The following is an 18,219-nucleotide window of genomic DNA, read 5'->3' on the forward strand; positions in this document are numbered from 1 at the left end:
GCTTCATCAAGGGGGGAGATTAAAAATTTTTTATCTTTCTCTCATTAAGTGGGACACAGGAATTCAGGATATCGACGTAAATAGCGAGTGGAAAACGCCGACGATAACCCCGTCAGACGGCGATCGAGCCAGACAACTGGCGATGAATCTTCCGCATTTTCCGGTACCTGCGTAAATTGGCGAAAAATACCTCGCCAGATCATAGACAGTTATCCCGCGCCTCATTATTATGCCGCGCCCCGCCACCGAGTCGCGGGGTAATGCTTCCCTTTCTAATCATTATTTTGAGGAATTATGGGCAACACTAAGTTGGCTAATCCGGCACCGCTGGGCCTTATGGGTTTCGGCATGACCACTATTCTGCTTAACCTGGCAAATAGCGGCCTGTTCGCGTTTGATGTAGCTATCCTGGCGATGGGCATTTTTTACGGCGGCATTGCGCAGATTTTCGCAGGCCTGCTGGAATTTAAAAAAGGTAATACCTTTGGTTTAACGGCTTTTACTTCCTACGGCGCCTTCTGGCTGACGTTGGTTGCCATTCTCCTGATGCCGAAAATGGGCCTGGCAGAAGCGCCGAATGCGCACTTCCTGGGCATGTATCTCGGACTGTGGGGCGTCTTTACCCTGTTTATGTTCTTCGGCACGCTGAAAGCTGCACGTATGCTGCAGTTCGTGTTCCTGAGCCTGACCGTACTGTTTGCACTGCTGGCAATCGGTCACCTGGCTGATAACGAAGGCATCGTAAAAATCGCGGGCTGGATTGGTTTAGTCTGCGGCGGTAGCGCCATTTATCTGGCGATGGGTGAAGTCCTGAACGAGCAGTTTGGTCGTACCGTACTGCCTATCGGCGCGCCTCACTGATAGCACATACCCTCGTCCCGGCGGGACGAGGGTTGTCATGCGTTAAGGCAGATGCGGCACTTCACCGCCTTTTGCCGCCACATCACGATATTTTTCCTGACGCAGCCAGATCCCCAATCCTAATCCCATCAGCGACAGCGCCAGTACGTACCAGGCAGGAGCCATCGGCGACACCCCCATTAACATGGTGACCGCAATCGGCGTCAGGCCGCCAAAGATCGCGTAAGAGACGTTATAAGAGAAGGAGATACCGGTAAAACGCACTTCTGCCGGGAAGGCCCGCACCATTACGTAAGGCACCGCTCCCACTACGCCAACACACAATCCTACCGTGCCGTACAGCAGGAACAGCTGCTCCGGGCTGTCGCCTGAGAGGTGATAGAACGCCCAGCTGGAAGCCGCCAGTAACAGGCTACCAACAATGAACGTGCGGCTGGCACCGAAACGATCTGCCGCCAGCCCCGCCAGCAAGCAGCCGAAGCACAGCATAATCGTCGCAATGCTGTTAGCCTGCAGGGTAATCGCCGGCGCATAGCCGTAATGTTTTTGCAGCCACACCGGTGACATCAGAATCACCACCACGATGCCGGCGGATAACAGCCAGGTCAGCAGCATGGAGACCACCACCGCTTGCTGATGCTTCAGCACCACCGATTTAACCGGCAATTCCTGCGCTAACGCTTTACGCTGCTGCATCTCGAGGAAGATCGGCGTCTCCTGCAGCCAGCGGCGTAAATACATCGCCACCAGGCCAAACACGCCGCCTAGCAGGAAAGGAATACGCCAGCCGCCATCGTGAACGCCCTGTGGCGTCAGGCTGGTATTGATGAGGGTAGCCACCACCGAGCCCAGCAGAATACCGACCGTCAGACCGGCGGTCAGGGTCCCGCAGGCGATGCCAATCCGTTTTTCCGGGACGTGTTCGGCAACAAACACCCAGGCGCCAGGAACTTCGCCGCCAATGGCCGCCCCTTGCAGCAGGCGCATCAGCAACAGCAGTAACGGTGCCGCAAGCCCGATCGACGCATAGGTCGGCAGCAGGCCAATCGCCAGCGTCGGCAACGCCATCAGCAGAATGCTCAGGGTGAACATTTTTTTGCGCCCGACCAGGTCGCCAAAGTGGGCCATGATAATGCCGCCTAACGGGCGAGCCAGATAGCCGGCGGCAAAGATGCCGAACGTCTGAACCTGGCGCAGCCATTCCGGAATATCTGCGGGGAAGAACAGCTCGCCAACGACGGCGGCGAAGAAGACAAAGATAATGAAGTCATAAAACTCCAGCGCGCCACCCAATGCAGCCAGCGTCAGCGTTTTATAATCCTGTCGATTCAGGGGTCGGGTATGTTGTGACATAACGAGCAATTCATCCAGAGGTGTGTAGAGTTATCACGCAACGTGTAAAGTAAAAAACACTATATCGTAAATAAAACGGCACACCACCGACATTGCAGGTTATGTCAGGAAAGCATTAAATTCAGGATAAAGTTTCGCGCCTTGCACTTTTTGGGCGAAAAGCCGCTACGACATCGCCGTCTGTCTCGACATAAGGCCCTTCAAGCAACTGTACACAATAAGGTACACTTGCGAAAACCCCATGCACCAGCACCTTGCCCTCGGCATCTTTGACGCCTTCAAGGGTTTCCTGAATGGCTTTCGGCTGGCCAGGCAGATTCAGAATCAGCGCCTGCTTGCGGATCACGCCCACCTGACGAGAAAGGATCGCCGTTGGCACAAAGTGTAGGCTAACCTGGCGCATTTGTTCGCCAAAACCAGGCATAACGCGATCGGCAATGGCCAGCGTCGCATCCGGCGTGACGTCGCGTCTGGCAGGACCGGTCCCGCCGGTGGTTAACACCAGATGGCAGCCCATCTCGTCCACCAGCTCGCACAGCGTCTGTTCGATAATCACCTGCTCATCAGGGATTAAGCGGGTCTCCAGCTCAAAGGGGGTCGTCAGCGCACGCGCCAGCCACTCTTCAAGTGCCGGGATGCCTTTATCCTGATAGACGCCGCTGGAGGCGCGATCGGAGATGGAAACTAAGCCGATTCGTAAGGTATTCATCGTTATTCCGTTCAAACTGTGCAATTAGACGGAATGATACACGCTGGAGGGAAATACAGACAGGGTTCAAAAGAAGTAGCGTGACCGGGAGCCCGGTCACGCCGCAATGATTACAGCAGGTCGCCGATCATTTTTTCCAGTTTTTCCTGGTCGATCGCAAACTTACGGATACCTTCCGCCAGTTTGTCTACCGCCATCGGATCCTGGTTGTGCTGCCACAGGAACTGGGATTCAGTGATGCGTTCCGGGCGTGCTTTCACTTCGCCGCTGAACGTCAGTTTGCGCTCGATAGCACCTTCGCTTTCTGCCAGCTCTTTCAGCAGAGCTGGTGCGATGGTCAGGCGGTCGCAACCAGCCAGCTCAAGGATTTCGCCGACGTTACGGAAGCTTGCACCCATCACCACGGTTTCATAACCGTGCTGCTTGTAGTATTCGTAGATTTCACTGACGGACACCACGCCCGGATCTTCAGCCGGCGCGTACTCTTTCTTATCCGTGTTTGCTTTGTACCAGTCGAGGATACGGCCAACGAACGGAGAGATCAGGAATACACCTGCTTCCGCACAAGCGCGAGCCTGAGCGAAGGAGAACAGCAGAGTCAGGTTACAGTTGATGCCTTCTTTTTCCAGCTGCTCGGCGGCACAGATGCCCTGCCAGGTAGAAGCCAGTTTAATCAGAATGCGATCGTTACCGATGCCGGCGTCGTTGTACAGCTTAATGATGCGTTTCGCTTTGGCAATAGAAGCCTGCGTGTCATAGGAGAGACGCGCATCAACTTCAGTCGAAATACGGCCTGGAATCAGCTTAAGAATTTCGAGACCAATGTTCACCGCCAGCTTATCGGAAGCATCGATAATCTGCTGCGCGCGATCGCTGCTCTGGCTACGAGCCCATACGACAGCGTCATCAATCAGCTTACGGTACTCAGGAATCTGAGCCGCGCCGAGAATCAAAGAAGGGTTAGTTGTGGCATCCTGAGGCTGATACAGCTTCATTGCCGCAATATCTCCGGTATCAGCTACGACAGTGGTGTACTGACGCAGAGAGGTCAATTTATCCGTCATGATAGTGTTTCTCTTAAACAGCAGTTAAGGGGATGTAACCGGTCTGCCAAGATGATAACACGCTGCATCTTCAGCGCAACAGCGGACCATGCAAGAGCGCAGAGTGTGATAAACTGGATAAATTAATTCTCTGAATGCTAAGGGATTGTCACTAAAATGGTAACGCTTACATTAGCGGGCCTGCATGGACAAGAGGATAATTGATGCCTGACTTTTTCTCTTTTATCAACGAAATACTCTGGGGCTCGGTACTGATTTATCTGTTACTGGGCGCCGGCATTTGGTTTACCTGGCAAACGAAGTACGTGCAGTTTCGCTATGTTCGCCAGTTTGGGAAAAGTCTAAAAAAGAGCCTCCTGCCGCAGCCAGATGGACTGACCGCTTTTCAGGCCCTGTGTACCAGCCTCGCCGCCCGCGTCGGCAGCGGTAACCTCGTCGGCGTGGCGCTGGCTATCTCAGCTGGCGGGCCCGGTGCCATCTTCTGGATGTGGGTTTCCGCCCTACTCGGCATGGCCAGCAGCTTTGCCGAATGCTCTCTCGCCCAGCTCTATAAAGAGCGCGATGCGCAGGGGCAATTCCGCGGAGGCCCGGCCTGGTATATGTCCCGGGGCCTGGGAATGCGCTGGATGGGGGTGATGTTCTCTAGCCTGCTGCTGCTGGCCTATGCCGTTATTTTTAATACCGTGCAGGCCAACTCAGTCGCCCATGCCATGTCCTATGCCTTCGGCCTGCCTTCCCTGCTGACCGGCGGGGCGCTCGCCGTCCTGACGCTGCTGGTGATTATGCGCGGTTTACGGGGCGTGGCGCGGCTGATGCAGTGGATTGTGCCGCTAATGGCCCTGCTGTGGGTTTCCGCCAGCCTGCTCATTGGCCTGTGGCATATCACGGCGCTGCCGGCGATTTTCGACACCATTTTCCGCTGCGCATTCGGCTGGCAGGAAGCCGCCGCCGGCGCGGTGGGCTACACCATCAGCCAGGCGCTCACCAGCGGTTTTCAACGTGGTATGTTCTCGAACGAAGCCGGGATGGGCTCGACCCCTAACGCCGCGGCAACCGCCGCTTCATGGCCACCGCATCCGGCGGCACAGGGGATCGTGCAGATGATCGGCGTCTTCATCGATACGATTGTCATCTGTACCGCCAGCGCGGTGATTATCATGCTGGCCCCGCCGTCAGAGGTGGAAAATAGCACCCACGGTATCCAGGCAATACAGCACGCCATGACCGGCATTGTCGGCAGCGGCGGTGCGGGTTTTGTGGCAATCATCGTCCTGTTTTTCGCCTTCAGTTCGATCGTGGCGAACTATATTTACGCCGAAAACAATCTTATCTTTCTGCGCCTAAACCGCCCATGCCATATCTGGGCGCTGCGAATAGTCACCATACTGATGGTGCTCATCGGCACGCTGGTGGGTTTACCGGTGGTCTGGCAGCTGGCGGATACCATCATGGCGCTGATGGCCATCACCAACCTGACCGCCATTTTACTGCTTTCACCCACGGTGCGGATCCTCGCCGGCGACTATCTCCGACAGCGACGGCTAGGCGTGCAGCCGACCTTTGACGCCACGCGATACCCGGAAATCAATCAGCAGCTGGCGCCCGGCACCTGGAATGACCTGCCGCATGAATAATGCGGCAATCGCAGCTATCGATCCCTCCGTGACCTTTTTTTGTTAAAGTCACGGATAAAACACCTGCAAGGACTGGATATGCTGATTCTTATTTCACCGGCAAAAACGCTCGATTACCAAAGTCCGCTGGCGACATCGCGCTACACGCAGCCTGAACTGTTGGAATATTCCCAGCAGCTGATCGGTATCGCGCGCCAGCTCTCTGCACCGCAGATCGGCAAGCTGATGAGTATCAGCGATAAGCTGGCGGACCTGAACGCCACCCGTTTTCACGACTGGCACCCGGACTTTACGCCGAAAAATGCCCGCCAGGCGATTCTGGCCTTTAAAGGTGACGTCTACACGGGGCTGCAGGCGGAAACCCTCAGCGAAGCCGATTTTGATTTCGCCCAGCAGCATTTGCGCATGCTTTCCGGTCTGTATGGCGTGCTGCGCCCGCTGGATCTGATGCAGCCCTACCGCCTGGAAATGGGGATAAAACTGGAGAACGCCAAAGGCAAAGATCTCTACCAGTTCTGGGGGGACGTGATTACCAATACGCTGAACCAGGCGCTGCAAGCCCAGGGCGATGACATCGTGATTAACCTGGCCTCTGACGAATACTTCAGGTCGGTCAAAACAAAACAGCTGCAGGGCACGTTGATTAAGCCGGTGTTCCTCGATGAGAAAAACGGCAAGTTTAAGGTGATCAGCTTCTACGCCAAGAAGGCCCGCGGTTTAATGAGCCGCTATATCATAGAGAACCGCCTGAGCCATCCGGAGCAGCTTACCCGCTTCGACAGCGAAGGTTACTATTATGATGCCGACGCTTCCGGTGCCGGTGAAATGGTCTTTAAGCGCCACGAGCGTTAATCCCCTCCCCGGCCACCAAATGGCAGACCGGGGAGAGCACGTTAGTGATGATGCCAGTCGCGATCCGGGCCGCGCCCGCGATCGTGGTCATCATGGCGATCGCGGTCATGGCGACGATCGTCATGCGGGCGCCAGTGGTTATCGCGCCAGTCGTAATGACGGCCCCACCATTCGTGGTCGCGCCAGTGGCCGCCATCCCAGTAATTCCCGTGATTGTCGCGATCGCCGATTTGCAGTTTAATGGCCGGCACCAGCGTAATTTCCGATGCGTGAACCACAGCAGGAGCCACCAGCGACATCGAAAGCGCAAGGATCACAGACTTCAGTGTAGACATAGGTTTCCCCTTTCTTAACAGTCCCCTCGATGGGGCGATAACAAAAGATTAACCTCGCGCAACACCGCACGTTATTCTCCGCAATCCTAATCTTTGCGCGCCGGCATTTAATGGTCATTCATCCATTTTTTCTGCCACTTATCTGCATAATCCCTCCTTTTTCGCTCATAAAAAAACCGGGCGCTGAGGCCCGGTTTGCGAACATCGCACAGCGATAATCGCCGTTATGCTTTGCCCATCATCAGCTGACGCAGCGCGGCGAAATCGGCCGGCAGATTATGCGACAGCAGCGGCAGGTCGGCACGATCGGCCAGCGCTTTCGGCAGCGGCAGCGTCTCCTGCAGGATCTCTTCCACGCTCTCTTTAAACTTAGCCGGATGCGCGGTGCCGAGGAACAGACCGTATTCACCCGGTTGCAGTTGGTCACGCAGTGCACGCCAGGCAATCGCCGCGTGCGGTTCCGAGGTGTAGCCAATGGCTTGCAGCTCGCGCATTGACGATTTCGTGATTTCATCGTCCACCGCCGCGTAACCCAGTTCATTGAGACGCCAGACTTTACGGCGGAACAGCTCTTCCACGCGCGGCCAGTTGTTAGGCTGGCTGACGTCCATAGCGTTGGACAGCGTCGCCTGGGTTGCTTTTGGCGCCCACTGACCGTCCTGCAGGAAGCGTGGCACGGTGTCATTGGCGTTGGTCGCCGCGATAAAGCGTTTGATCGGCAGACCCAATGACTTCGCCAGCAGGCCGGCAGTCAGGTCACCAAAGTTACCGCTCGGCACCGAAATCACCAGCTGGTTGCGCGCTTCCTGCGGCAGCTGGGCCACCGCTTCAAAGTAGTAGCAAATTTGCGCCAGCAAACGGCTGATGTTAATGGAGTTCGCCGAATTTAAGCCGAGAGCCAGCTTCAGCTCTTCGTCGTCGAAGGCCTGCTTCACCAGCGCCTGGCAGGCATCAAAGTCGCCATCGATGGCCACGGTTTCGATATTACCGCCCAGGGTGCAGAACAGTTTTTCCTGCAGCGGGCTGATTTTGCCGCGCGGATAGAGAATCACGACCTTCACATTCGGCAGACCGTAAAACGCGTGCGCAACCGCAGCACCGGTATCACCTGAAGTTGCCGTCAGGATGGTAACCGGTTTGTCGCCGGCGATTTGGGTCAGCATCTGTGCCATAAAGCGGCCGCCGAAATCCTTAAACGCCAGGGTCGGGCCGTGGAACAGCTCCAGACAGCCGATATCATCCTGCACCTTGCTCACCGGTGCCGGGAAGGTGAATGCCGCCGCGATACGCGCTTTCAGCACATCCTGCGGGATCTCATCGCCAATAAACGCCGAGAGAATTTTGGCGCTGCGGGAGACCAAATCCATCTCCAGCATGTCGTCGATGTCAGTCAGGCTAAATTCCGGCAGATCGTGCGGGAAGAACAGCCCCTGTTGCTTGCCAAGCCCCTGCGTGATGGCCTGCGCAAAGCTGACCTGTTCGTTATGATCTTTTAAGTTATAGAGTTTCATTGGTTTCCCACTACGCGTGCGCCCGCCGTGTCCAGCCGGCAAATATGAACGAAGCCTTCCTGATTCTGCAGATAATGTGTCGCCAGCCAGTCGGCAACGCGTTGCGCGGTTTCTGGCTTATCGCACAGCGCAAACAGCGTTGGGCCTGAACCAGAAATGCCGCACGCCTGCGCGCCGATCTCCATCGCCGCCTGTCGCGCTTCGCTGAAGCCCGGCAGCAGTTTGGTACGATACGGTTCGGCAATCACATCTTTCATCAATTTCGCTGCCAGCTGCGGCTGGCGGGTATAGCAGGCATGAATAAAGCCCGCCAGGTGACGACCGTGGGCGATACAGTCCTGGCGACGATACTGCGCCGGGAGTATTGCCCGCGCTTCCGCCGTCGAGACTTTGATCCCCGGATAAGCCAGCACCCACAACCATTCGTCAAAACCGGGAACCTGCTGGCTGATGATGCCATTCTCTTCAATCATCAGCTGCATACCGCCCAGGTAGCACGGTGCGACGTTGTCATAGTGGATACTGCCGGAAATACGCCCTTCCATCTCGCCCATCAGCGCCAGCATGCGCGTCTCATTCAGCGGCTTACCGCAGAATTCATTCATCGCCACCAGCGCGGCAACGACGGAACAAGCGCTGGAGCCAAGGCCAGAGCCGATCGGCATGTTTTTTTCCAGCACCATCGAAACCGGGACGTTTTTACCGATCTCCTGGCAGAAGCGCTCCCAGCACTGGTAAACAATATTCTCCTGCGGTGCAGTAGGCAGTTTGCTGGCAAAGCGGCCAACGTTTTGCAGACTAAAATGTTCTGCCGCCTCAACCGAGACGTTATCCCCCAGCAGCGTACCATCGACTGGCGTCACCGCCGCGCCCAGCACATCAAACCCGACGCTCATATTGGCACTGGAAGCCGGGGCATATACTTTGACCATCTTAAACTCCTAACTTCCATGACAGGGTGCGCAGCAGATCGGCAAACACACCGGCCGCCGTAACATCGTTACCCGCACCATAACCGCGCAGCACCAGCGGCAGCGGCTGATAATAGTGGCTGTAAAAGGCCAGGGCGTTCTCACCGTTTTTCACTTTAAACAGCGGGTCGTTCCCGTCAACTGCAGCAATTTTCACCCGACAGGTACCATCCTCTTCGATGTTACCGACGTAACGCAACACTTTACCTTCATCGCGCGCTTTGCCGACGCGAGAGGCAAACTCGTCATCGAGCGAAGGCAGACGCGCCATAAAGCTCTCGACGTCACCGCTGGCATCAAATTGCGCGGGCAGCACCGGCTCGATAACGATATCCGACAGCTCCAGCTCGCGACCGGTCTCACGGGCCAGGATCAGCAGCTTGCGGGCAACGTCGACGCCAGAGAGATCGTCACGCGGATCGGGTTCGGTATAGCCCATCTCACGCGCCAGCCCCGTCGCTTCAGAGAGATTCATCCCCTCATCGAGCTTACCGAAGATAAACGACAGCGAACCGGAAAGAATGCCGGAAAAGTGCAGCAGTTCATCGCCAGCGTTCAGCAGGTTCTGTAGGTTTTCAATGACCGGCAGACCCGCGCCCACGTTTGTATCGTAGAGGAATTTACGGCGTGAGCTACTGGCAGCATGACGCAACTGGTGATAGTAATCCAGCGAGGACGTGTTGGCCTTTTTGTTCGGCGTGACGACGTGGAAACCTTCACGCAGGAAGTCGGCGTATTGATCGGCAACCGCCTGGCTGGAGGTACAATCGACAATCACCGGGTTCAGCAGGTGATACTCTTTGACCAGACGAATCAAGCGGCCCAGATTCAGCGACTCTTTCGCTTCAGCAAGTTCCGCACGCCAGTTTTCGAGGTTCAGGCCATGCACATTGGTCAGCAAGGCCTGTGAATTGGCCACGCCGCAAACGCGCAGGTCGATATGTTTGTTTTTCAGCCAACCCTGCTGGCGCTTGATTTGCTCAATCAGCGCCCCGCCGACGCCGCCGACGCCGATAACAAAGACCTCAATCACCTGATCGGTGTTAAATAGCATCTGGTGGGTCACGCGCACCCCAGTGGTGGCATCGTCATTGCTGACCACCACGGAAATAGAGCGCTCAGACGACCCCTGGGCAATGGCCACGATATTGATATTTGCGCGAGCCAGCGCCGCGAAGAACTTTGCGGAGATCCCGCGCAGCGTGCGCATACCGTCACCCACAACGGAGATGATCGCCAGACGATCCATGATCGACAGCGGCTCCAGCTGCCCCTCTTTCAGCTCCAGATAGAACTCATCTTCCATCACTCGCTTGGCGCGGGCGCAGTCGCTCTGCGGTACGCAGAAGCTGATGCTGTATTCCGAAGAGGACTGAGTAATCAGAACCACGGAGATCCCGGCGCGGGACATCGTTGCGAAGACGCGGGCGGCCATGCCGACCATGCCTTTCATCCCCGGACCGGAGACGTTGAACATCGCCATATTGTTGAGGTTGGAGATGCCTTTCACAGGCAGGCCGTCTTCATCAAGGCTGGCACCAATCAGCGTGCCCGGCGCCTGCGGATTGCCGGTGTTTTTGATAAGGCACGGGATCTGGAACTGAGCGATAGGGGCAATGGTACGCGGGTGCAGCACTTTCGCGCCGAAGTAGGACAGCTCCATCGCTTCCTGATAGGACATCGACTTCAGCAGACGGGCGTCGGGAACCTGACGCGGGTCACAGGTATAGACCCCATCAACATCGGTCCAGATTTCGCAGCAGTCAGCGCGCAGGCAGGCGGCCAGCACGGCGGCAGAGTAGTCAGAGCCATTACGCCCCAGCACCACCAGTTCGCCTTTCTCATTGCCGGCGGTAAACCCGGCCATCAGCACCATGTGGTCAGCGGGGATCTGGCTGGCGGTAATGCGACGGGTAGATTCCGCGATATCGACGGTCGATTCGAGGTAATGACCGACAGCCAGCAGTTTTTCGACAGGGTTGATCACGGTAACTTTGTGACCACGCGCTTCCAGCAGGCCCGCCATCACGGCGATCGATAACTTCTCACCGCGGCAAATCAGCGCGGCATTGACGCTATCCGGGCACTGCCCGAGTAAGCTGATCCCGTGCAGAACATGTTTAATCTGAGCAAATTCCTGGGCAACAAACGCTTTCAGCTGTGCCAGCGGAAACCCCGGTTGCGCGTCCGCGAGGCCCTGCAGCAGTTCGGCAAAAATGCGTTCAGCGTCAGCGATATTGGTGAGCGCATCCTGACCGCCGATGGTTTTTTCAATCATCGCGACCAGATGGTTGGTAATCTTCGCCGGGGCAGACAGGACGGTCGCTACCTGCCCCTGCCTGGCATTGCTCTCCAGAATATCGGCAACTCGCAGAAAACGTTCTGCATTTGCCACTGATGTACCGCCGAACTTCAACACGCGCATGGTTGTTACCCCTAGATTTTTTGTCGAAAAAAAAGCCCGCACTGTTCAGGTGCGGGCTTTTTTCTTTGTTTCCTTTACGCGTCAGCCCGCACCGTTACCTGTGGTAATGGTGATGGTGATAATGGTTGTCATCATGCTGATGCGTTTCATGGATGTTGTGTGCTCTGTCATTGTTATCTGTCTGTGTCCTGCCTATATTGGTTAAAGTATCTGCCGGTCTAAGTCAACGAATTTCTACATTTCACCCTTTCAGACACATCCGGGCAATGCGCCACAACGGCCGGATAAAACATCCTGATCCGCCAACTTTCACCGTTACGGATCGGCATGTATCACCATAATTAAAACTTATAACAGAGATTTATTCTGGAAGGTTTTTTTCAATATCGTGCAGTAATCGGTGCAACATTGCCGTATCTCGCTGCTGCAAAAGCCCGATCCGCTGCTGCAACCAGTCGGTCAGTTTAACGTCCTCAGCAACACCCAGCCGGGTCAATAATTCGAGCGTCCGCAGACGTAATGCCTGGAGCTGATTATCATCGACGCTGGCAGAAACAGCTGACACCTGCTGCAGCAAAGTGGTCAGTTGATAGCAGTAGACCATCACCGATTGCCCTAAGTTAAGCGAAGGATAGTCCGCCACCATCGGCACCCCGGTCAGCACATCCGCCAACGCCAGTTCATCGTTGGTCAGCCCGGAATCCTCCCGGCCGAATACCAGCGCCGCGTGGTTCATCCACTGCGCCTTTTCCTCCATCAACGGCAGCAGCTGCTGCGGCGTGGCGTAGTAATGGAATCGCGCCCGGCTGCGTGCCGTCGTGGCGACGGTAAAGTCGACATCATGCAATGCCTGTTCAAGCGTTGGATAGACCTTGATGTTATCGAGAATATCGCCGGAGCCATGTGCCACCCAACGTGCCGCAGGTTGCAAATGGGCTTCGCTGTCGACAATACGCATGTCGCTAAAGCCCATCGTTTTCATCGCGCGTGCCGCCGCGCCGACATTTTCTGCCCTGGCCGGGGCCACCAATATGATAGATATGCGCATTGTGGTCTCTTCTACTCTCATACGTCGCGTAAATGAAAATCATCCCATTTTACGCGTCGAAAATTTACAAAATTGCAACAAAAATCACTAAAATTGCCGTTGATTACCGTTAAAAAAGCCTAAACTATTTCCATCAAACCACGAGCCGAGGTATGTTAACAGAACGCATTTATCCATATGTTTGCCAATGATATTTCCCGTGGCGCCTTCGGACGAGCATTAGATTCGACAAATTTATTAATTTACCAGCGTAACCATTTGAGTCGTGTAAAATTTGTGGCTATAAATAGCATTTCAACACGATGATTTCACAACACTGTTAACGTGCTACAATTGAATTTGATATATGTCAACGAAGCGTAGTTTTATTGGGTGTTCAGCCTCTCTTAGCCTGTTATATTGCTGTTAAAATGGTTAGGATAACAGCCGTTTTTGACACCGTCGGGTCCAGAGGGAAAGTACCCACGACCAAGCTAATGATGTTGTTGACGTTGATGGAAAGTGCATCAAGAACGCAATTACGTACTTTAGTCATGTTACGCCGGACATGTTAATTTGCGACATGTACCAGGCAGGTCAGGGACTTTGGTACTTCCTGTTTCGATTTAGTTGGCAATTTAGGTAGCAAACATGCAGACCCCGCACATTCTTATCGTTGAAGACGAGTTGGTAACACGCAACACGTTAAAAAGTATTTTCGAAGCAGAAGGTTACGATGTGTTCGAAGCCACCGATGGCGCGGAAATGCATCAGATCCTGTCTGAAAATGATATCAACCTGGTGATCATGGACATTAACCTGCCAGGTAAAAATGGTCTCCTGCTGGCGCGTGAACTGCGTGAACAGGCTGACGTCGCACTGATGTTCCTTACCGGTCGCGACAACGAAGTTGATAAGATTCTCGGCCTCGAAATCGGCGCAGATGACTATATCACTAAACCGTTTAACCCTCGTGAACTGACGATTCGCGCACGCAACCTTCTCTCCCGCACCATGAACCTGGGCACAGTGAGCGAAGAACGTCGCAGCGTAGAAAGCTACAAGTTCAACGGATGGGAACTGGATATCAACAGCCGTTCGCTGGTCAGCCCGCAGGGCGAGCAGTACAAGCTGCCGCGCAGTGAGTTCCGCGCGATGCTGCATTTCTGCGAAAACCCAGGAAAAATTCAGTCTCGTGCTGAACTGCTGAAGAAAATGACCGGTCGTGAGCTTAAGCCACATGACCGTACCGTCGACGTGACCATCCGTCGTATTCGTAAGCATTTTGAATCTATTCCGGATACGCCGGAAATCATCGCCACCATTCACGGCGAAGGTTACCGTTTCTGTGGCGATCTGCAGGAATAAGACGGTCTTTTAGAAACACGGCGCTTCGGCGTCGTTTTCTATATTATTGAATATGATAACTTTAGTTATCATTATGATACTGTTCTCTTTTTTCACCGTTTTCCCGCCTGAATCCTAAAATCCCGCTTACTCGATCCATCCTGCATGTTTTACCGTTGACCTGCGTCGCATTCCACCCCTCTTCCCCCTGACTGGCTAACCGATGGCTGGTTCCTCCCGCGGCCCTGGCTATTCACCTGTGCATCGGTATGGCCTATGGGTTTTCAGTATTCTGGCTACCGATGTCTACTTTGATCGGAAAGACATGTGCTCCGGAGTCCTCAGTCTGGCAGCAGCCAGACGCCTCCGCGCTCACCAGAGTCGCCGCCGTGGCCGCGGGTTTTACCGGTCTGCTGAGCTTGTTTAATATCGGAGGGCGCTTCTTCTGGGCCTCGATTTCAGACTATCTGGGAAGGAAAAAGACGTTCACGCTGTTCTTTGTGCCTGGCGCTATCTTGTATCTATTGACCATATTCGCGGCCTACCTCGCCGACCAGTTCGGCACACAAATGGTTGGGGCTATTCATGGTCGCCTGGTGACTCAGCGGACGACCCGGTGGTTTCTGGCAAACTTCGCAGAAAGCCGAGAAGACCCGCTGATTGACCTTATACTGACGCTAACCATCGCCGGCGGTTCGCTGGCGGCAGCGCTGTACATCACGCGCCACTGGCGTCAATGAGCCTCAACGCCCCATGGCATGATCGGCACGGCGCTGATGGCATTTTTCGGCGAACCGTCGACCACTTTATCCGAATAGCTCATGTAGACCAGCGCATGACGTTTGCTGTCGTAAAAACGGACCACCTGCAGTTTTTTAAACACCAGAGAAGTACGTTTCTGGAATACCACACTCCCCTCGGATTTGCCGTTTTTGATTTTGTCGTTCAGTTCAATTGGGCCAACCTGCTGGCAAGAAATTGCCGCATCAGAGGTATCTTCCGCCAGTCCGAGACCGCCCTTAATCCCGCCGGTCTTCGCACGGCTGATATAGCACGTCACGTTCTGAACATCGGGATCGTCAAATGCTTCTACGACGATCTTATGGTCAGGACCAAAAAATTTGAATACGGTATCCACGGAGCCAATTTGTTCCGCATGAACAACCTGAGACCCCGCCAGTAACAGCAGCCCCGCAACTAACTTCTTGTATTTCATATTGTTACCATTGTATTAAAATTTCACTAAATAACGATCGTCGACTTAGCAGAAAATATTTAAAGATCACAGCGTTACAAATAAAAGTATAATTCTCACCGATAAATCGCATTTATAAGCAAAAAAAACACTGAATGCTAAAAGATCAAAAAATGCTATTATCCGCTACCTTAGTAGAAGGCACCTGAGTTTATGGATGAGGACATTTTATGGATCAAGCAGGGATTATTCGCGATCTCCTTAGCTGGCTGGAAGGTCACCTCGATCAGCCACTTTCACTGGATAATGTGGCAGCCAAGGCGGGTTATTCCAAGTGGCATTTGCAAAGAATGTTTAAGGACGTGACCGGCCATGCCATCGGTGCCTATATCCGCGCTCGTCGTTTATCAAAATCCGCGGTCGCCCTGCGCCTGACTGCTCGCCCTATTCTCGACATCGCGCTACAGTATCGCTTTGATTCACAACAAACATTCACCCGTGCGTTTAAAAAGCAATTTTCTTTAACGCCTGCGCTGTATCGTCGCTCGCCGGACTGGAGCTCTTACGGGATGCGCCCGCCGCTGCGTCTGGGCGAGTTCACCATGCCGAAACATGAATTCGTCACGCTGAGCAATACGCCGCTGCTGGGCGTAACCCAGAGTTACACCTGCAAGCTGGAGGAGATCTCCGACTTCCGCAGCCAGATGCGCGTGCAGTTCTGGAGCGATTTCCTCGGCAATGCGCCGTCGATTCCGCCGACGCTATACGGTCTGCATGAACCGCGCCCGAGCCTTGAGAAAGACGACGAGCAGGAGGTTTTCTATACCACGGCGCTGACGCCGGAGATGGCCAACGGTCACCTGCAAAACTCCCATCCGATCATGCTGGAAGGCGGCGAGTATGTGATGTTCACCTACGAAGGTTTAGGCACCGGATTACAGGATTTCATCCTGACGGTTTATGGCACCTGCATGCCAATGCTGAATCTGACCCGTCGCAAAGGTCTGGATATCGAGCGCTTTTTCCCTGAGGATGACAGCCGGGACCAGGAAACGCCGATTCAACTGCGTTGTGAATACCTGATCCCGATTCGTCGTTAACGCTGCAGTTCATCCATGGCGGGGGCGTCAAGATGCGAAATATCTCCCGCCGTCTCCACCACCCAGCCGGGCGCCAGCCACAGGCTCTCCTGATAATCCACACGCGAAATAGAGCAGTTACGCAGACGTAAACGACGCTCTGCATGTGCCGGCAGTCCGAGGATCGTACTCACCAGGCAGCCCAGCGCAATACCGTGGCTAACCAGCAGCGGACGGCTTCCGGCAGGCAGCTCCAGACAGGCGGCCAGTGCCGCGTGCATACGCTCGCTCAGCTCCTGCATAGATTCGCCCTGCGGAATGCGACCATCCGGGGTTCCGTCAACCAGACGACGGCGCCATGCCTCTTCTTCCACGCTCAGTGAATCGATATGGCGCTTCTCAAGCACCCCCATATCCAGTTCACGCAGTCGCGAATCCAGGACAACATCACAACCGCAGGCTTCTGCGATAATTTCTGCTGTCCGGCGCGTACGCCCCAAATCACTGGCAATGATATGCGTGATGTTCAGCGTTCTGGCGCGCTCGCCGACCTGCCAGGCCTGTCGCTCACCGTGGGGGGTTAACGGGCTGTCTGACTGGCCCTGAATGCGCCTTTCGGCGTTCCACTGCGTTTCGCCATGGCGAACAAGGTGTACCTGTAACATGCTATTTTTCCGTTCTGTGCTCTTCACAATTTCGGCTGCAGGTCTCTCACGCTGCAACGAAAACGATTTGGAGTATACCCGTCATACTTCAAGCAACATATGTGTTGGCTGCATCCGGGCCCCCGGTCACTTAGCGGTGTAAGCTCCTGGGAATTTGCGGCCTTACCGCCTTTATGCAACTTGAATTATTTAGGGTATATACTACGACGACGTAAATTTATTCTGAGTCGTTTGATTATGCACCATGTTGTCTCAGCTACCACTAATCCCGCCAAAATTCGCGCAATTCAACAGGCTTTTAACGAGATCTTCGGCGAAGGATCCTGCCACATTGAGTCCGTCTCCGTCGAGAGCGGCGTACCCGAACAGCCCTTTGGCAATGAGGAAACGCGCGCTGGCGCACGAAACAGGGTCGCCAATGCCCGTATAGCGCAGCCGAATGCTGACTACTGGGTGGCGATTGAAGCAGGGATCGACGATGGCAGCACGTTCAGTTGGGTCGTTATTGAGGATCGTCATCAGCGCGGGGAGGCGCGATCGGCAACGTTGCCATTGCCCGCGGTTATTCTGGAAAAAGTGCGCGCTGGCGAAGCACTAGGACCGGTGATGTCGCAGCAAACCGGCATTGATGAGATTGGCCGTAAAGAAGGGGCTATCGGCGTCTTTACCGCGGGTAAACTCACCCGCAGCAGCGTCTATCACCAGGCGGTGGTGCTGGCGCTCAGCCCGTTCCATAACCTTATTTACCGCTAGCGTTCAGCAGCGCCTGCTCCAGCCACTGTCGCAGCTCGGGTGGAGCCGATTTTAAGCTGTTGGAACCGCGTGTAATGGTGGCAATCCCGGCGCCAAGTTCGCTTTTCAGCTCCCGCTGGCTCATTTCTCCACGCAGCAGCTCTTCAATGATGCGCACGCGAGTGCCCAGCGCTTCACGCTCGTCCGGGGTCAGCATCAACTGCAGTAAAGGCAGATGCAGATCGTCGCTGTAGGCCTGCTGAAGCAGAGCAACGAAGCGCAGCCATTCCTGATGACGCTGTTCGGCCACAGCCGTTGAATAAGGGGATTGTTGGGTCATGTTACGCCGCCTTGTTGGAACAGGCGGCCATGGCCGCCTGTCGGTGTACTCACTAACGAGTACAAAGCATAACATACTCCGCTCAATACTCTATGGATTTCGCGCCATCCACCGGCGAC

The 18,219-nt window shown here is 54.8% G+C and carries 20 protein-coding genes and 1 other annotated feature; of the genes, 7 read left to right on the plus strand and 13 right to left on the minus strand.

The genetic code is table 11. The annotated features are described in order from the left end of the window. The first annotated feature begins 294 nt into the window (after window positions 1-294). On the plus strand, window positions 295-861 hold the full coding sequence (satP, locus tag ACMYSN_RS11315) for an acetate uptake transporter (protein WP_045860029.1): 567 nt from the start codon (window positions 295-297) through the stop codon (window positions 859-861). A gap of 42 nt (window positions 862-903) precedes the next feature. Here satP and ACMYSN_RS11320 read toward each other — a convergent pair whose 3' ends face one another. The 3 genes from ACMYSN_RS11320 to tal form a co-directional block, all read right to left on the minus strand. Further along, window positions 904-2,214: an MFS transporter gene (locus ACMYSN_RS11320; protein ID WP_123757577.1), complete on the minus strand. Its 1,311-nt coding sequence runs from the start codon at window positions 2,212-2,214 to the stop codon at window positions 904-906. Window positions 2,215-2,335: 121 nt separating this feature from the next. Beyond that, on the minus strand, window positions 2,336-2,923 hold the full coding sequence (gene mog / locus ACMYSN_RS11325; protein ID WP_123757578.1) for a molybdopterin adenylyltransferase: 588 nt from the start codon (window positions 2,921-2,923) through the stop codon (window positions 2,336-2,338). A gap of 110 nt (window positions 2,924-3,033) precedes the next feature. Further along, on the minus strand, window positions 3,034-3,987 hold the full coding sequence (tal, locus tag ACMYSN_RS11330; RefSeq protein ID WP_123757579.1) for a transaldolase: 954 nt from the start codon (window positions 3,985-3,987) through the stop codon (window positions 3,034-3,036). Between the two features lie 203 nt (window positions 3,988-4,190). Between tal and ACMYSN_RS11335 the strand changes: the two genes are divergently transcribed. Further along, window positions 4,191-5,621, plus strand: coding sequence for an alanine/glycine:cation symporter family protein (locus tag ACMYSN_RS11335; RefSeq protein WP_462498042.1), 1,431 nt, complete (start codon window positions 4,191-4,193; stop codon window positions 5,619-5,621). A 78-nt stretch (window positions 5,622-5,699) separates the two neighbouring features. Next, window positions 5,700-6,473 (plus strand): YaaA family protein, encoded by a 774-nt coding sequence (gene yaaA / locus ACMYSN_RS11340; protein WP_462498043.1) that lies wholly within the window; start codon window positions 5,700-5,702, stop codon window positions 6,471-6,473. A 41-nt stretch (window positions 6,474-6,514) separates the two neighbouring features. Here the strand turns inward: yaaA and ACMYSN_RS11345 are convergent, their stop codons facing one another. From ACMYSN_RS11345 to yjjY, 7 genes are all read right to left on the minus strand, one after another. Continuing rightward, on the minus strand, window positions 6,515-6,808 hold the full coding sequence (locus tag ACMYSN_RS11345; protein ID WP_123757582.1) for a DUF2502 domain-containing protein: 294 nt from the start codon (window positions 6,806-6,808) through the stop codon (window positions 6,515-6,517). Window positions 6,809-7,032: 224 nt separating this feature from the next. Further along, window positions 7,033-8,319: a PALP domain-containing protein gene (gene thrC / locus ACMYSN_RS11350; protein ID WP_462498044.1), complete on the minus strand. Its 1,287-nt coding sequence runs from the start codon at window positions 8,317-8,319 to the stop codon at window positions 7,033-7,035. After that, entirely contained in the window at window positions 8,316-9,251 is a 936-nt protein-coding gene (gene thrB / locus ACMYSN_RS11355; protein ID WP_123757584.1) for a homoserine kinase, read from the minus strand. The genes thrC and thrB overlap by 4 nt, the downstream gene beginning before the upstream one ends. 1 nt (window position 9,252) lies before the next feature. Next, on the minus strand, window positions 9,253-11,715 hold the full coding sequence (gene thrA, locus ACMYSN_RS11360) for a bifunctional aspartate kinase/homoserine dehydrogenase I (protein ID WP_462498045.1): 2,463 nt from the start codon (window positions 11,713-11,715) through the stop codon (window positions 9,253-9,255). 25 nt (window positions 11,716-11,740) lie between these two features. Beyond that, window positions 11,741-11,858 (minus strand) — a sequence feature (Thr leader region). Further along, on the minus strand, window positions 11,797-11,865 hold the full coding sequence (thrL, locus tag ACMYSN_RS11365) for a thr operon leader peptide (protein WP_071824685.1): 69 nt from the start codon (window positions 11,863-11,865) through the stop codon (window positions 11,797-11,799). (Overlaps the previous feature by 62 nt.) A 211-nt stretch (window positions 11,866-12,076) precedes the next feature. Then, on the minus strand, window positions 12,077-12,763 hold the full coding sequence (locus ACMYSN_RS11370) for an RNA methyltransferase (RefSeq protein ID WP_462498046.1): 687 nt from the start codon (window positions 12,761-12,763) through the stop codon (window positions 12,077-12,079). 394 nt (window positions 12,764-13,157) lie between these two features. Next, entirely contained in the window at window positions 13,158-13,298 is a 141-nt protein-coding gene (gene yjjY / locus ACMYSN_RS11375) for a YjjY family protein (RefSeq protein WP_049268126.1), read from the minus strand. A gap of 95 nt (window positions 13,299-13,393) precedes the next feature. Here yjjY and arcA point away from each other — a divergent pair, with 95 nt between their 5' ends. Continuing rightward, window positions 13,394-14,110 carry a two-component system response regulator ArcA gene (gene arcA, locus ACMYSN_RS11380; RefSeq protein ID WP_123757587.1) on the plus strand — a complete coding sequence of 239 codons (717 nt, stop codon included), beginning with the start codon at window positions 13,394-13,396 and terminating at the stop codon, window positions 14,108-14,110. Between the two features lie 281 nt (window positions 14,111-14,391). Then, window positions 14,392-14,829, plus strand: a complete 438-nt coding sequence (locus ACMYSN_RS11385) for an MFS transporter (protein ID WP_462498047.1) — start codon at window positions 14,392-14,394, stop codon at window positions 14,827-14,829. On the opposite strand, the gene creA is transcribed toward ACMYSN_RS11385, so the two are convergent. After that, window positions 14,823-15,305: a protein CreA gene (creA, locus tag ACMYSN_RS11390; RefSeq protein WP_123757590.1), complete on the minus strand. Its 483-nt coding sequence runs from the start codon at window positions 15,303-15,305 to the stop codon at window positions 14,823-14,825. The two genes, ACMYSN_RS11385 and creA, sit on opposite strands and share 7 nt — an antisense overlap. A 209-nt stretch (window positions 15,306-15,514) precedes the next feature. On the opposite strand from creA, the gene robA reads away from it, so the two are divergent. Then, entirely contained in the window at window positions 15,515-16,384 is an 870-nt protein-coding gene (robA, locus tag ACMYSN_RS11395; protein WP_462498048.1) for an MDR efflux pump AcrAB transcriptional activator RobA, read from the plus strand. On the opposite strand, the gene gpmB is transcribed toward robA, so the two are convergent. Further along, a complete protein-coding gene (gene gpmB, locus ACMYSN_RS11400) occupies window positions 16,381-17,028 on the minus strand; it encodes a 2,3-diphosphoglycerate-dependent phosphoglycerate mutase GpmB (RefSeq protein WP_462498049.1) in 648 nt (215 codons plus the stop codon). The genes robA and gpmB overlap by 4 nt on opposite strands. 237 nt (window positions 17,029-17,265) lie before the next feature. On the opposite strand from gpmB, the gene yjjX reads away from it, so the two are divergent. Further along, on the plus strand, window positions 17,266-17,781 hold the full coding sequence (gene yjjX / locus ACMYSN_RS11405) for a non-canonical purine NTP phosphatase (protein ID WP_462498050.1): 516 nt from the start codon (window positions 17,266-17,268) through the stop codon (window positions 17,779-17,781). Here the strand turns inward: yjjX and trpR are convergent. After that, complete coding sequence (trpR, locus tag ACMYSN_RS11410; RefSeq protein ID WP_123757594.1) at window positions 17,768-18,100, minus strand: trp operon repressor; 333 nt, start codon at window positions 18,098-18,100, stop codon at window positions 17,768-17,770. The genes yjjX and trpR overlap by 14 nt on opposite strands. Window positions 18,101-18,219: the final 119 nt, after the last annotated feature.

Origin of the sequence: Klebsiella sp. R445 (assembly GCF_051131755.1) — a bacterium.
In the GTDB taxonomy this organism is placed as follows: Bacteria; Pseudomonadota; Gammaproteobacteria; order Enterobacterales; family Enterobacteriaceae; genus Klebsiella; species Klebsiella lignicola.